Origin of the sequence: Maridesulfovibrio zosterae DSM 11974, assembly GCF_000425265.1 — a bacterium.
GTDB lineage: Bacteria > Desulfobacterota > Desulfovibrionia > Desulfovibrionales > Desulfovibrionaceae > Maridesulfovibrio > Maridesulfovibrio zosterae.
This window is the reverse complement of the sequence record NZ_AUDC01000019.1, coordinates 22,547-36,597: the sequence shown is the minus strand read 5'-3', so window position 1 is coordinate 36,597 and position 14,051 is coordinate 22,547. Positions and strand designations below refer to the sequence as shown.

General features: G+C 40.5%; 12 protein-coding genes. 8 read left to right on the top strand and 4 right to left on the bottom strand.

The genetic code is table 11. From position 1 onward, the window contains the following. Positions 1-29: 29 nt before the first annotated feature. Both H589_RS0111180 and H589_RS0111175 read right to left on the bottom strand, forming a co-directional pair. Positions 30-1,430 carry a sigma-54-dependent transcriptional regulator gene (locus H589_RS0111180; protein WP_027722089.1) on the bottom strand — a complete coding sequence of 467 codons (1,401 nt, stop codon included), beginning with the start codon at positions 1,428-1,430 and terminating at the stop codon, positions 30-32. Then, on the bottom strand, positions 1,431-3,845 hold the full coding sequence (locus H589_RS0111175; protein WP_027722088.1) for a c-type heme family protein: 2,415 nt from the start codon (positions 3,843-3,845) through the stop codon (positions 1,431-1,433). 265 nt (positions 3,846-4,110) lie between these two features. Here H589_RS0111175 and H589_RS20440 point away from each other — a divergent pair, with 265 nt between their 5' ends. The 8 genes from H589_RS20440 (at position 4,111) to H589_RS0111135 (ending at position 11,929) form a co-directional block, all read left to right on the top strand. Next, entirely contained in the window at positions 4,111-5,751 is a 1,641-nt protein-coding gene (locus H589_RS20440; RefSeq protein ID WP_027722087.1) for a YeiH family protein, read from the top strand. An 11-nt stretch (positions 5,752-5,762) separates the two neighbouring features. Next, complete coding sequence (locus H589_RS20925; RefSeq protein ID WP_169433117.1) at positions 5,763-5,939, top strand: hypothetical protein; 177 nt, start codon at positions 5,763-5,765, stop codon at positions 5,937-5,939. Between the two features lie 81 nt (positions 5,940-6,020). After that, positions 6,021-6,464 carry a universal stress protein gene (locus tag H589_RS0111160; protein WP_027722086.1) on the top strand — a complete coding sequence of 148 codons (444 nt, stop codon included), beginning with the start codon at positions 6,021-6,023 and terminating at the stop codon, positions 6,462-6,464. Next, positions 6,461-7,027, top strand: coding sequence for a hypothetical protein (locus H589_RS0111155; RefSeq protein ID WP_245577132.1), 567 nt, complete (start codon positions 6,461-6,463; stop codon positions 7,025-7,027). The genes H589_RS0111160 and H589_RS0111155 overlap by 4 nt, the downstream gene beginning before the upstream one ends. 5 nt (positions 7,028-7,032) lie before the next feature. Beyond that, positions 7,033-7,329: a hypothetical protein gene (locus H589_RS0111150; RefSeq protein WP_027722084.1), complete on the top strand. Its 297-nt coding sequence runs from the start codon at positions 7,033-7,035 to the stop codon at positions 7,327-7,329. A 223-nt stretch (positions 7,330-7,552) separates the two neighbouring features. Further along, on the top strand, positions 7,553-9,820 hold the full coding sequence (locus H589_RS0111145) for an ATP-binding protein (RefSeq protein ID WP_027722083.1): 2,268 nt from the start codon (positions 7,553-7,555) through the stop codon (positions 9,818-9,820). A 245-nt stretch (positions 9,821-10,065) separates the two neighbouring features. Then, on the top strand, positions 10,066-10,479 hold the full coding sequence (locus H589_RS0111140; RefSeq protein WP_027722082.1) for a desulfoferrodoxin family protein: 414 nt from the start codon (positions 10,066-10,068) through the stop codon (positions 10,477-10,479). A gap of 70 nt (positions 10,480-10,549) precedes the next feature. Then, positions 10,550-11,929: an MBL fold metallo-hydrolase gene (locus H589_RS0111135; protein WP_027722081.1), complete on the top strand. Its 1,380-nt coding sequence runs from the start codon at positions 10,550-10,552 to the stop codon at positions 11,927-11,929. Between the two features lie 60 nt (positions 11,930-11,989). Here H589_RS0111135 and H589_RS0111130 read toward each other — a convergent pair whose 3' ends face one another. Together H589_RS0111130 and H589_RS0111125 are read right to left on the bottom strand one after the other, a co-directional pair. Further along, positions 11,990-13,054, bottom strand: a complete 1,065-nt coding sequence (locus H589_RS0111130; RefSeq protein ID WP_027722080.1) for an HDOD domain-containing protein — start codon at positions 13,052-13,054, stop codon at positions 11,990-11,992. A gap of 36 nt (positions 13,055-13,090) precedes the next feature. After that, on the bottom strand, positions 13,091-14,047 hold the full coding sequence (locus H589_RS0111125) for an NAD-dependent epimerase/dehydratase family protein (RefSeq protein WP_027722079.1): 957 nt from the start codon (positions 14,045-14,047) through the stop codon (positions 13,091-13,093). Positions 14,048-14,051 lie beyond the last annotated feature (4 nt).

Genomic DNA, 14,051 nt, shown 5'->3' with positions numbered 1-14,051 from the left:
ACCTCCTCCTTCTTTAAACCTTGCATTAATCAATCCTTCCTGAATTCGGCAGCGTCCATGTCCAGACGTTTCAAAATTTTAAGCAATGCCATACGCGATAATCCACTTTGCCTGGCCGCTTCCGAAACATTACCATTATAACTGCTAAGGAGCTCAGTAGTATATGTTCTGGTAAAGTCGTCTACAATTTTCTCTTTTGCCTCTTTATACAATGAGACCTCACGTTCGGTAGACTGTGGCACGCCATCTATAGACTCAACCATACGAATATGATTCATTTCAATATGTTGTGCAGGAGTAAAAACAGTCAACTTGCGTATAAAGTTTTGTAATTCCCTGATATTACCCGGCCATTTACGCATAGAAAGATATACAAGAGCATCAGTAGAAAGTTCCTTCTCATCAACTCCGGTCTCCCTGCATGTTGCAATCAAAAAATGACGTGCAAGAAGAGGAATATCCTGTCTTCGTTCACTTAAAGTCGGTACATGCAACGTAAGAACATTTAAACGATAATACAAATCACTTCTAAAACTGTTATCACCTACCTTAGCTTCAAGATTCCTGTTAGTCGAGGCTATAATTCGTACATCAACTTTAACATTGTTGCTTGCACCTACGGGGCGAATCTCACCTTCCTGCAGAGTCCTCAGTAATTTAGTCTGAATTCCTGAGGAAATATCACCTATTTCATCTAGTAGCAAAGTCCCTTTGTGAGCATTTACAAATATACCTTTACGGTTACGGTTTGCCCCGGTAAAGGCTCCCTTCACATGTCCGAAAAGCTCACTTTCCAATAGTTGATCTGATATGGCAGGACAATTTACAGTCATGAGCTGACTGCTTGATCTATTGCTTAGATGGTGAATAGTTTGCGCAACCAGTTCCTTTCCAGTGCCGGACTCTCCTCGAATAAGAACAGTATAGTCTGACTGGGCAACAGCAGCAATTCTTTCTTTAAGCCGATGCATTGCAAGACAGTCTCCAATAAGCTCTTTCTGGCCGTTTTTTAATAAAAGCTGTTCTTTTAAACGACTGTTCTCTCCAAGAAGGCGACTTCGCTCAACTCCCCTTTCAACCACAATACGCAGAGTGTCCGGCTCAACAGGTTTGGTAATAAAATCATACGCACCATCTTTAAGAGCCTCTACTGCAGTTGAAACGGTACCAAAAGCAGTCAGAATGACCACCCCAAGATGGGGACGAATAGTAATTGCTTTTTTAAGTAACTGTGAACCGTCCATTTCGGGCATATTAAGATCTGTAATCATTAATCCGAAAGGCTTCTTATCAAGAATATCCAAAGCATCTTTACCGGAATTGGCAGTCATAATTTCCTCATGAGGATAAAATCTCTGTATCAACCGAGCAATTCCGGATGCAAAATCAATTTCATCATCAACAATGAGGATACCTACAGGTCTTGTCATTTATTTACCCTCTCCATCTACCGGAAGATAAATCGAAAAGACTGCGCCATTATCATTACCAGCTTCAATACGGCCGCCAAGGTCTTTAACCAAAGTATACACAACAGCAAGTCCCAGTCCGGTTCCCTTGCCAACTTCCTTAGTAGTAAAAAAAGGATCAAATATATTGCCAAGAGTGTCCAGTTCCAACCCCGGACCATTATCCGCAACTCTAAGCAGAACTTCACCACCTTTAATAAAATACAGACTGACTCGTATTACACCGTTCCCTTCATCTACAGCATCAAGCCCGTTGTTAAGCAGGTTCGACAATATCTGTTCTATAGCCTGTGCATTTGTTGTTATGAGCGGAACTGACTCTTCAATTACAGACAGCACCTGCACTCCTTTTTTTTCCGCCTGAATTCTAAAAACTCCGAGGGCATTGGCAATTGCCCCTGCAATATCAAAACTGGCAAATTCTACCTGCTTTGGACGCGCAAAATTAAGTAAATCCTGCAATACATTCTGGGCCTGCGAAGCGTGCTTCAGGATAATATCAACATCAGCATTAATTTCCGGCCCTGCACCATAATCTTTCAACAACTCGGCATAACATTTGATAACACCAAGTGGATTATTCATTTCATGAGCTAATCCTGAAGCCAGTTTACCGACAGTTGCTAGTTTTTCACTTTGCTGCATCCTGATCAGGATCTGTTTTTCCTGAGTAATATCCCTGATACAGATGACCCTGCGGCCTTGCTTTTTTTCTGACTCATCAATTGGAAATACACTCACAGAAAATGAACGCCCATCATCCGAGATAACCTTACAAGGCAGATTATCATGGCACCGTAAACCGGATTTACTGGAACATTTTTCAAGAACTGCCCCGTCAAGGAAAAGCCCTGCGCACTCAACATCAGAATTCACTCCGGAAAAAGACCCTGCAAGTCTTCTAGCTGCATCATTAGCAAGAATAATATTACAATTCCCATCCACAAAAAGAACAGGATCCCCCATACCTTCTACAATGGCCTGCAAAACATCCTTTTGATGCAGAAGATTTTTCAGAGCATTGATATTTTCCATAGCAATACCCATTTGCTGCCCTATAGCCCGCAAGACATCCTGATCCTGCTGAGTGACTTCAACAGTTTCATCCCAGGTCAAACAAAAAATACCTTCGGTAAGATTATCTGATGCTGAAACAGGTATAAATGCTCTGTTATTCTCAAATACAGGCTTTACCTCAGTAAGAATTTCTTTCCAGTTCGCTGGAAGTTCGGGCTTTGGTGCAACCTCTGGCCATGCAAAATAATTTTGAGATGCCACCATACAGATGAATACAGCACTCTCAGCATTAAATCTCTCAGCCAGTAATGGTAAAGCAAACTCCCACATTTCACGACGGGTGAAGCATTTGTTAAAGCCGTCCAATAAACAGACAAAAAGATCTACATCCGCCCTTCGTTCATAAACTTCTTTTTTCAACTCATCAGTACGAACTGCAACCATATTTTCCATATTTTCTGAATGTTCACGAAGCTGTTCCTGAGCTTCATGCAAATGCTCTCCAAGCTCTTCAATCCCTTGAATGACTTCATCGATCTCGTCACCATGTTCTATTTTATCTAGAACCTCAGATTTTGATTCATCACGTAGCAGCTTATGAAATTTTTTACTTAAATTTCTGATATTATCCATGATCAGGCGATTAAAGAAAAACTGTATTAAGAAAAACAGAATAAGTATCCCGCAACCATAGAAAAGAGCGTACCGAAATGTAGTTTTATTAATCTCGGCAACAGCTTTTTCTACGGGCACACCAACAATCATAAGTCCCCCGATAGAACCTTCTATATGCCCGAAACCACGCTTATCACCATAGCGACCAAGTAAAACAGCAGGTGAATCTTCAGGAACACCATGACAAGTCAGACATGATTTTTTAAAGAAAACAGGCCGCGCTTTAACAAAATATTCAACACTGCCTATCTTACGATATCCTGACCATGAATCTTGATCCAGATGCTTTCGAAAATAGCTGAGCATATCTTCTTCATCCTCATTAATCTCAAAAAGAGGATTACGGGCATTCTCAGCCACTCTTCGATAAAGAGATTCACTATTCTCAGGATTCGCCCGTTCCATAACTGCACGGGAAATATACGATGATGACATGGCTTCAATAATAAATTCATCAGCCGGTATCTCTGATCTGACTTTTGGTCGCAAAACTTCACGAACATACGACTGGACCGCCCCAACTTGATTAAAAATAAGGTCAGCCTTGCCTCTTACTTGAGAATCAAGCAACGAATTCAAATGAAAATACATTCCGAAAGCAAAGAAGAAGCCTATAGTCAGGACAATTCCCCCAACCCCCAGCAGAAACTTTATCTGTATTTTTTTAGGTCTTAAATAAGGCACTGAGCCTCCTGAAACTACTTTTTCAAGCTAATAATTTAAAAAAGAACAACCTACACTATTTAATCAGATAGTGACAAATCTAACGAATATCTCAGTACAAATGTATACCTGAGTATACCATGTGCAAACTGAAGTTTACACCACTCTTTTGTTTCAGAAACATAATATCGAATAATTTCAATATATTATTGTTTTTTAAATTTGGCACACTCATTGCCTTTACAGGATCAGTCATTTTTAAAAATTTTGAGAGGAGGATATTGGAATGGCTCAAGCCGGTTACGGACGTCCAAGCAATACACCTGTATGGATCATCAGTGCAATGATGGTAATATACGGGATGCTAGTTGCTTCAGGGACAATTACAGATTTATTGGCATCACTCAAGGTTCACAAGGCAGCTGACCTTATGGAAACCATGAGTTTCATCGGCGGCGGGTTAGGTCTTGCCACCGCAGTTCTTCGCAAAGCACGCTGGAACAGCAAACTCACAAACTTAGATACATTTGTTCTGGAAACAATCCCCGGAGTTTTGTTTATCGTTGCTTTGGCAATGGGTATCCGCTGGTTTGCGGAACCACTTGTCATTATGATGAGTAAATCTTTGGTACCTGTACTGGGTTTTAAGATACACAAAGTACTCAATCTGAACTATGTTGTTCTAGGTATTCTTGTGGGTATTATCATCACCAACAGCTGGGGTATCCCCAAATTCGCTGCAGCAGGTGTTAAAACTGCCCGCTTCGTACTGAAAATGGGTGTTATCCTGCTTGGTGCACGATACTCTTTCGCAGAACTAGCCAAACTAGGTATGGTATCTGTATGGCTTATCGGATTTTTCGTCCTGGGCACAGTTTTCTTTGTGCTTTTCCTCGGTAAGCTTTTCAACCAGCCCAAGACCATGACCGGTGTTCTTTCTGCAGGCATGGGTGTTTGCGGTGTTTCCGCAACAGTAGCTTGTGCTCCGGTTGTTAAAGCCAAATGTTCAGAAATGGCATACACCATCGGAACCATTCTTGGTTTCGGTATTTTATGCATGTTTGCATTCCCAACCATTGGTAAAATGGCAGGAATGAATCCAACTCAGTTCGGAGCATGGGCTGGAACCGGTATCCTGAACTCTGCTCAGGTTGCTGCAGCTTGTCTTGCTTTTGACTCAGTTGACATCAAGACTCTTAAAGTTGGTGAAATCTTCAACATCACCCGAGTCCTGTTCCTGCCAATAGTAGTACTGGTATTAGCAACATGGTTTGGTAAATCTGCAGGACAGAAGCTTTCCTTCAAAGAAGTTGTTGTTGACAAATTCCCAATCTTCATTCTCGGTTTTCTGCTTCTGTTCTTATGTTCTTCTTTTGGTATGTTCTCACCTGCGGACCATTACAAAGGTAAGTATCTGGACTTCAGTTACAATCAGCGTACCGAAATCACTCCTGAAGAGCGGGCTGTTCTTTCCGACGCATGGAAAGCAGGCATAGCCGGACTTAATCCTCAGGAAACTGATGCATACACAGATCTGCTGAAGCAGCATCAGCTTGCAGGTAACTATAATGAGCGTAACGACAAAAAAGTTTTTGATACAACTGCACGCTACCGTATGGCCGGTTTAGAATCCATCATTGCAAGGTATAAAGGCGGCGAAGTCATTATGTCTACAGATGTAAAATCTGCGCTTACTCATGCAATTAAGCAGGTTCACAAAAAGTCAAAAACTATTGTTGCACTTACTGATGCCATGATCTGGTTCTTTGCTTACGGACTTATCGGTCTTGGAATGCAGATTACCCGCAAATCACTGGCGCAGGCAGGCGGATGGCCCCTTATCATGGGTGGTATATCCGGTTTGACCAAGGCAACCCTGTCTTTCATCGTAGTTATGTACTTCGTTAAGGACGTTGTGCTCAAGTAAGGAGAAATTAAATGATTGAAAGTCCAGATAAAGTACAATGCGACATGCATCTTGAGGATGATCAGGCAGACAACGAAGAACGCGCACTGTCTGTATTCGCATCAGAAAAAAATGAAGACCTTACAGCTCTTGCTCTGGTTATCGTAGTGACATTCTTTGTCCTGCTTTTTACCAAATGGCTGGCTTAATATAACCCACTCCCCTTTCATTTGGCGTAAGGATGCTCTCAAGCTCCTTGCGCCAAATGAAATAAACACAGAGAAACCGTCATGAAACACATACTTCTCGCCACCCACGGAACTCCGGGTGCCCAAAAAGCTGAAAAACTGGCTGCTCAATGGGCGGAAACATTCGGAGCAAGAATAACAGTTCTTTCAATTATCAATGAGGCATGGGGCGATATGACCTGTGATGACTGGCTCAACACCTCCGACACCAGAAATAAATTCGGTTCCTACGTTGCAGGGGAGATTGCCAAAGAAATCGGAACAGTGTGGGAAAGGTTAAAAAAGGAGCTCGACGGATTGGAAGTAAATTTCATCAGTCGTGGTGGCAAGCTTGAAGAGTCGCTTGCCAAAACGGCATCAGAACTGAAAGCAGATATGGTCATAATGGGAGCTTGGCAAAAACAGCAGGCTCCGGGCTTTCGAGACCGTTTTGAAAACAAAAAACTGCACCCTTATATGCCATGTCCCATGGTGGTGGCCCCATGAACACAGCAGCAAAAGAGATTACATCTCCAATATGGATGGACACCAATCTTAATTGGAACCCTCAATTCTGGAAATCCATAAAAGCAAAAACATTAATGCGTTTAAATCCGCATTGGCATATTGATAAAAATACGGATTCCGGCACTCCGGTTGAAGATCTGCTTGTTAATAAAAAATTTATATCTCACCCGGAACTTGCATTTACTGGCAACACTTTCAATGCTTTTTTTCCAGAAACTGGGTTACGCATTTCTGCCCGTATGAAAGACGGCGGTAATAATACCGCCCTGAGCTATGATTTTTCACAAATCAAAGATGTAGAATTTACTCAGACCGATGCTGAAGAGACAATTAAATATTGGCTTCCCAGTCTGCGAGAATATTACAGGCTGCATGAGTCAAATTCCTTTAAGCACAAATTCTGGCGCTTTTTTATGGATAAAATAATGCTGACGATGAACCCCGCACAACGCAGAATATGCAGCTTTATGTTTAAACTTACTGTGCTGGAAGTAATATTAATTACAGCCCTCCTAATCGGTTGGAACTTCTACGGAGCTTGATGCAGATGCTAAAAAATATACTAAGACACTTTTTCGTAAGTTTCGGTGCAATTACCTATCTTGGTGCCACCCCTGTTTTATTATACCAGTACATGGGCATGTCACGCGACTGGCCCGGAATTTTCATATCTGTAATCTATGATCAAGCCGGAGACTGGTGGCTTGATATAAATTGGTCATCTCCTGTAATTGGAATAATCATTCTGGTAAATAGCTTACTGGCTGCCATATACTCATATAAAAAACGCAGCGACAGACTAGGATATAGAGAATCGCGAGTTGAAAGCAGTGCAGGATTTTAAAAGTTTACAACCATTCAACTTCAAGGCCGGTTTTGATTTTGCAGAATCAAAACCGGCCTTCTTTTTTGCACAACAACATGAACATATTATCTTGTTGAACATGTATATTTTCTGCTAAGTTAAATAGAATAAATTACGATTTTCCATTGGTACATATCTGTTTTTAAAATAGGTATTATTTTTACATAATTGATTAATATTAACCATAAAGGATCATGAAGGTATGAATTTTTTAAAGAAATGGTGGCTTACCATCTGCTTCATAACACTTACCTTTATATTCATGACCATCATTATAATTCCGATCTCGATAACATCACGAAATGCTCTAACCGGACTGGCCCACGAGATCATGGTTAATATTTCCTCATATACACTCGATAAATCAGAAAATTATCTACGGCCTGCTGAGAAAGCTGCTGAGTTAACCCGGTTCCTTGCCGACAGCAATATAGTGAGCAGTGAAGACCCACAATCCATGATCAATTATTTTTACCAGCAAATAACTTTATATGGTCAATTTACAAGTATTTACTATGGAAATATCAAAGGCGAATTTTACATGGCATCAAAGTCAAATGCCAAAGTTGAAAACGGTTTTTATACTAAACAAATACAATTTGCTGACGGCAAAAGAGAATGTACACTTTCATGGCTTACTCCGGATCAGAAAATTATCGAATCCAAAGTGGATGCGAAAGACAGCTATGATCCACGTGCTCGGCCTTGGTTTATAGATGCTATTGAAAAAAACACCGTCATCTGGACTGCCCCATATCTTTTTTTTACCGGCAAAAAACCGGGAATAACAACTGCCAGCCCTGTATATGATAAACACGGAGTTATTCAAGGAGTAGTTGGGGTCGATATAAGCCTTGAAGAGCTCTCCATCTTTTTAAGCAAACTGACCATAGGTCAAAATGGTAAAGCATTTATAGTCAACAGCAGTGGAGATGTTGTCGCGTTTCCAGATCTTGATGAATTAAAAAAGACTGTTCAAAACAGTAATAAAATCAGGTTAAGTAAAATTAGTGAATTAAATGATTCAATCAGCCGACTTGCATTTGAGAGTCTTAGGCTGCCTCCCGAAGAACTGCCTACAACCCCGGTTTTCACAACTTTTGTTCATAACGACAAACGATACAGTACTATGTTTACGCCATTTAATGACCATAAGTGGCCATGGATTATCGGTATATATATCCCTGAAGATGACTATCTAGGAAACATAAAAGAATCGCGTGACATAAGTATTTTCATTGCCCTGATTGCAGTATTTCTAACTGGAGCAGTTGGATGGACTGTTGCCCGTAAAATCGAAAAATCCAAAAAGGACGCAATTGCAGCCAACAATTCAAAGAGCCAGTTTCTAGCAGTTATGAGTCATGAAATTCGTACCCCGATGAATGTAATTCTCGGAGCCACAGACCTGCTTAAAAACTCTTCTCCAAACAAAAATCAGGCCAGCTATATAAAATTACTGGCCAATGCCGGCGAAGGTCTGCTTAATCTCCTTAATGATATTCTGGACATGTCCAAAGTTGAGGCAGGTCTTGTGGAACTTGAAAATATCAGCTTTGCCCCGAAAGAGGTGCTAAGACAGGCTTTCAATGTTTTCAGCATAGCAGCTAAAAACAAAAGAATTAAACTGGAACTGGACATTAACCAGAACTTTCCGGACAGAGCTATTGGCGATCCACTACGGTTGAAGCAGGTATTACTTAATCTAATAGGAAATGCTGTTAAATTTACCTCAGACGGCGGCGTGTACGTAAAAGCAAAATCAGCTCAAAATCATCAAGAAAATCATATTGAACTTATTTTTACCGTCGAAGATACAGGACCGGGGATTGCTGAAAGCCAGCAGAATGCAATATTTGAAAGTTTTACTCAGGCTGACAAGTCAGTAACCCGTATACATGAAGGAACTGGACTAGGACTATCCATAAGCAAAAATCTTAGTAAAATGATGGGCGGCGACATACTAGTGAAAAGCAGCTTGGGCGAAGGAAGCATTTTTACTTTCACCGCTACAGTTAAAAAAGATAATTTCATTCTGACTGACGGCAATCAACTGTATGCTGAAAATCAAAGTTGTCATTCAAAAAAAGTACTCATAATTGAAGACAATAAAAGTAATCTAATTCTTTTCGAGCACTATTTGCAGGATTCTAATCATACTGTATACTCCGCTATAAATGGTGAAGAAGGATTAAAAATATTTTATGAACTGAAGCCTGATATTGTATTTATGGATATTGAAATGCCTGTCATGGACGGTTACGAAACTACGAGAGAAATACGTAGCTGGGAAATAGAAAATGGATTGGATAGAACGACTATCATAGCTCTGACAGCACATGCAATAAAAGGTACTGAAAAAGCTGTAAAGAAAGCTGGATGTTCTGGATATATGACTAAACCAGTCAGTAAGGCACAACTTTTAGAGAAAATTGAACATACCATCATTGAAACAGATCTGCCCTCTTAAATTTATGAAACTTAACTGCAAGACGATCATAAATTTTTAATATGTTTCTTACTCTCATAATAGATCATTATTTATATATCAGATCTTGCTTTAAATATATTAGTAATTATTATTGACAGAAAACCTGTTTCTATAAGATATTTTACTACAAATAAATTAGGCACTCTTCTAAAGTAGAATGTAAAATTTAATACATACAGACCACAATTATGTGAGCTGAGCTGAAGAATAAAAAGGAGAACAAAATGACTTCCAGAAGAAACTTCATTGCATTATCAGTTGCAGCAGCGGCAGCAACACTCATGCCCGTAACGAATGCAGCGGCATCTAAGAGTCTTAAGTTCCCGTCAAACATTGTATATACCAAAAAGGACCCCGGTGTTTGGAATAAAAAAGTAGGATCCCACCTTCCACAGGTAGAGGTAAAAGGTGATCAGGTTGTAGTTCAGACTCTACACCCGATGACTGAAAAACATTATATCGTCCGCCATACCTTAGTTGATAAAGATGGTAATGTTGTGGGGGCTAAAACATTTTCCAATACTGATAAAAAAGCTATTTCTAAGTTCAAACTTCCTGCCGACAGTAAAGGAAAAACATTCTACGCCACCAGTTTCTGTAATAAACATGACTTCTGGGTTAATAAAGTTAAACTATAATATGTGATTGTCCCATGATGATCTTCCTCTTACTAATAATTGCAGACTTCACCTAAGGAGAACGCTTAAAATGTATTTCAAACAACTGACAACTGAAGGTTTAGGATGTTATTCATATGCTATCGGCTGCCCGGCAGCAGGAGAAATGATAATTGTTGATCCCAAGAGAGACGTTCAGGAGTATCTGGATATCTCTCGCGAGGAAGGGATGAAGATAATCAAGGTTATCAATACCCATGTTCACGCCGACCACGTTGGTGGTGAACAGGAGCTCAGATCAATTACCGGCGCTGAACTCATGATCCACGAAAATGCTAAAGTCGGCTATGAACACACACCTATATCGGAAGGAGATTCTTTCACTGTAGGCAGTGCAAAACTGGATTTCATATACACCCCCGGACACACACCCAATGCCATATCTATTCTTATCACCGATATGATGCGCGGAGATGAACCTTGGATGATACTTACAGGTGATCTTCTCTTTGTTGGAGATATCGGTCGACCGGATCTTCCCGGCAATGAAATTCTCGATGAGCAGGTAGAAAATCTTTACAACAGCCTGTATGTTAAATTTGCTCAACTTCCTGACTATCTTGAAGTATACCCTGCTCATGGTCAGGGATCGCTTTGCGGAAAGGGTATGAGTGCGAAGCCAAGCACAACTCTTGGATATGAAAGACGCCACAACCCGATGTTGCAATTCAATACTTTTGCAGCGTTCAAAGAAAAAGTTTTGGAATCATTCCCCAGCCGGCCTAAATCTTTTACTCATATTATCAAAACCAATTTTGAAGGTGCCCCGCTGCTTGAGCGATGTCCTCTTGATCGGGCTATGAATCCTGAAAAATTCAAACAGATGATTGAGAGCGGCTGTACAGTTATTGACGTACGTGATGCTGCAGGATTCGGAGGTTTCCATATTCCTGGCAGCATTAATATAGGTCTTGAAAAACAGCTCGCGAACTGGGTAGGCATGGCAGTTGAACCAGATGCGGATCTGCTTCTGGTCGTCAACTCCAAAGAAAACTATGACCGCATGTGTCTTGAACTGCACCGAATAGGGTATGATAAAATATTCGGTTATCTCCAAGGAGGAATCAGTGCATGGCTTATGGCCGGTTATAAAGTGGAAAGTCTGGCCCAAAAATCAGCGCAAGATCTGCATCAAGCTATAAAAGAGGGGAAAGAATTTACTCTGCTTGATGTTCGAACTCCGGCTGAATGGGATAATGGACACGTAAAAAGTGCTGTTCATAAGCCATTTGCCAAAGCCCTTGATGAAGGAATCAATGTGGACAAGGATCATCCCATCCTTGTTATGTGCGGATCAGGTTACCGCTCCAATATAGTAGGAAGTGCCTTGCAAAATAATGGCTATACACAGGTATGCTCTCTTGCTGGAGGTGCTATAGCATGGGCTAGATCAGGATTTGAACTGGTTTAAAATATCTTTCAAAATCAATCCGGCCTGAACTGCTGTTCAGGCCTTTTTTTATAATTAGAACTATTGTGGATTCAAGATTTCAAAAATATTATCAATAATACTCTGGATTTCAGGCATTTTCTCAATAAATTCATCACCTGAAATACCTATTATATCCCATGCAGCAGGCTCTATGTGACCAAGAATATGCGAAATGCCTAAATCATATCCAATAGCCCTGCATATAAAATCAGCAATGTGCACTACACCGGCATCGGGGTCATTCTTAGCTTTTTCAGGATTATGATGCCCGGCAGCTGCAACTACAAGTGAGTGAGGGAAATTCCAATCTTTGATAATTACACCACCAAGTATTGCATGATTAAATCCGAGTAATTCATGTTCAGCTCCGTACAGACTTTCATCATGCTCTTTTGCTAATTCCATAAGCTCTAATGCCAGCCCTTTGTTGCTTTCAAAAATAACATATAATCCGATATCGTGGAGCATTCCTCCGACAAAATAACGCTCAGAATCTCCAAGATTAGCAATCTTTGCCAGTTCCTGCGCAATAACTCCGCACGCAATTGAGTGTTTCCAGAATTTCTCAACCTGCAAAATAGAAGAACTTTTGGAACGCTTAAAAAGACTCAGAGATACAGTCCCCATAGCAAGTGATCCAGCTTGTTTAAATCCAAGTAAAGCAACCGCTCTGGAAGGAGTATCTACCTCAGTACGAAAGCTGAACAGAGCACTGTTGGCAAGACGCAGAATAGCTGCAACCAGCTTTGGGTCTTTACTGATAACATCAGCAAGATCATCGGCTGAACTATCAGGATTATTCAGTACCTGCTGAATCTGAAGCAGGACTTGTGGCAAGGATGGAAGAATAACTTTAGATTTTAAGAAGTCACGAGGCCCACTCGGCTTTTTTCCATGCCATGGCTCGATATCGGCTGGGCGTGGTTTTGGCTGAAATTCATCAGGATCAAGAACCATCTTCATATATATTCTTTTAAATGATTCCTTCTTCAAGGCCCTGGTCAACTCAGTATTATCAGATTTGCTGAAAAGTTTTTTGACATAACTAATAGCAGCATCTTTAATTTCCGGATTCAGAGTCTTAGTGCCATCTACTTCTTTCATTTATGAAACCTTAACATTTTACGATTTAGAACATCATTAAATCTCAGATCTGGCCCATTCAACAGTTTTTGAAAGACCTTCTTCAAAAGAAATTTCTGCTTTGAATCCAGCTTTTGATATTTTTCCAATATGAGCAAGGGAATGCTTAATATCTCCGGCACGTTCCGGCATGAATTCTACATTCTGCGGAGCAGAAGTTAATTTTGCGACTGTTTCAGCTAATTGCAAAACTGAAATACTGTTTCCTGTACCCACATTATATATTCCCAGCAACGGTCCTCGACCATCGTTATCTAACCCTGCTGCAATAAGATATGATGTAACAACATCCGAAACATATAAAAAATCTCTAGTCTGTTCACCATCACCAAATATAATCATATTTTTGCCGGAAAGACCGAAGTCCACGAACTTTGAAATAACACCACTGTACTGACTGGTCGGGTCCTGACGTGGTCCGAAAACATTAAAAAATCGCAAGGAACATCCATATCCACATTTCTCTATCAGATTTGATGTCTTATACTTTGCAACTCCGTACGGACTGAGCTGTGTTGCTTCATCAGCATATTTCTCGCGTACCGGAAGTCTATGCTCTTCTCCATACTCAGCAGCTGATCCTGCAAATATGAATGTACTTATTCCAAGCTTCTGGGAAGAAGAAATAATCCGCTCATTGGCTTCATAATTAACCTTCATGGTTAGCTCAGGATGATCAACAGAATATGGAACACTTACTATTGCCGCTAATTGAAAAATTACGTCAAGCTCCCTGTTCTCACCCTTCAACCTTTCAAGAAGTCCATCATCAGTGATGGACGCTTCATGAAAACAAAACCGAGGATTATCCCTAAATCCCTCCATGTTGTGAGCATATCCGGTAAAAAAATTATCTACCCCTACAACCATATGCCCTGCATCAAGTAAAGTCTGAGTCAGGTGGCTACCTATGAATCCGGCACATCCAGTTACAAGACAAGTTTTTTTTATCACATCT

What these genes read in the sequence shown, in the direction of transcription:
- H589_RS0111135 (WP_027722081.1), top strand. Translation starts at nt 10,550, where the DNA reads ATGTATTTCAAACAACTGACAACTGAAGGTTTAGGATGTTATTCATAT.
- H589_RS20925 (WP_169433117.1), top strand. Translation starts at nt 5,763, where the DNA reads ATGATTGAAAGTCCAGATAAAGTACAATGCGACATGCATCTTGAGGAT.
- H589_RS0111160 (WP_027722086.1), top strand. Translation starts at nt 6,021, where the DNA reads ATGAAACACATACTTCTCGCCACCCACGGAACTCCGGGTGCCCAAAAA.
- H589_RS0111130 (WP_027722080.1), bottom strand. Translation starts at nt 13,054, where the DNA reads ATGAAAGAAGTAGATGGCACTAAGACTCTGAATCCGGAAATTAAAGAT.
- H589_RS0111155 (WP_245577132.1), top strand. Translation starts at nt 6,461, where the DNA reads ATGAACACAGCAGCAAAAGAGATTACATCTCCAATATGGATGGACACC.
- H589_RS20440 (WP_027722087.1), top strand. Translation starts at nt 4,111, where the DNA reads ATGGCTCAAGCCGGTTACGGACGTCCAAGCAATACACCTGTATGGATC.
- H589_RS0111145 (WP_027722083.1), top strand. Translation starts at nt 7,553, where the DNA reads ATGAATTTTTTAAAGAAATGGTGGCTTACCATCTGCTTCATAACACTT.
- H589_RS0111180 (WP_027722089.1), bottom strand. Translation starts at nt 1,430, where the DNA reads ATGACAAGACCTGTAGGTATCCTCATTGTTGATGATGAAATTGATTTT.
- H589_RS0111140 (WP_027722082.1), top strand. Translation starts at nt 10,066, where the DNA reads ATGACTTCCAGAAGAAACTTCATTGCATTATCAGTTGCAGCAGCGGCA.
- H589_RS0111150 (WP_027722084.1), top strand. Translation starts at nt 7,033, where the DNA reads ATGCTAAAAAATATACTAAGACACTTTTTCGTAAGTTTCGGTGCAATT.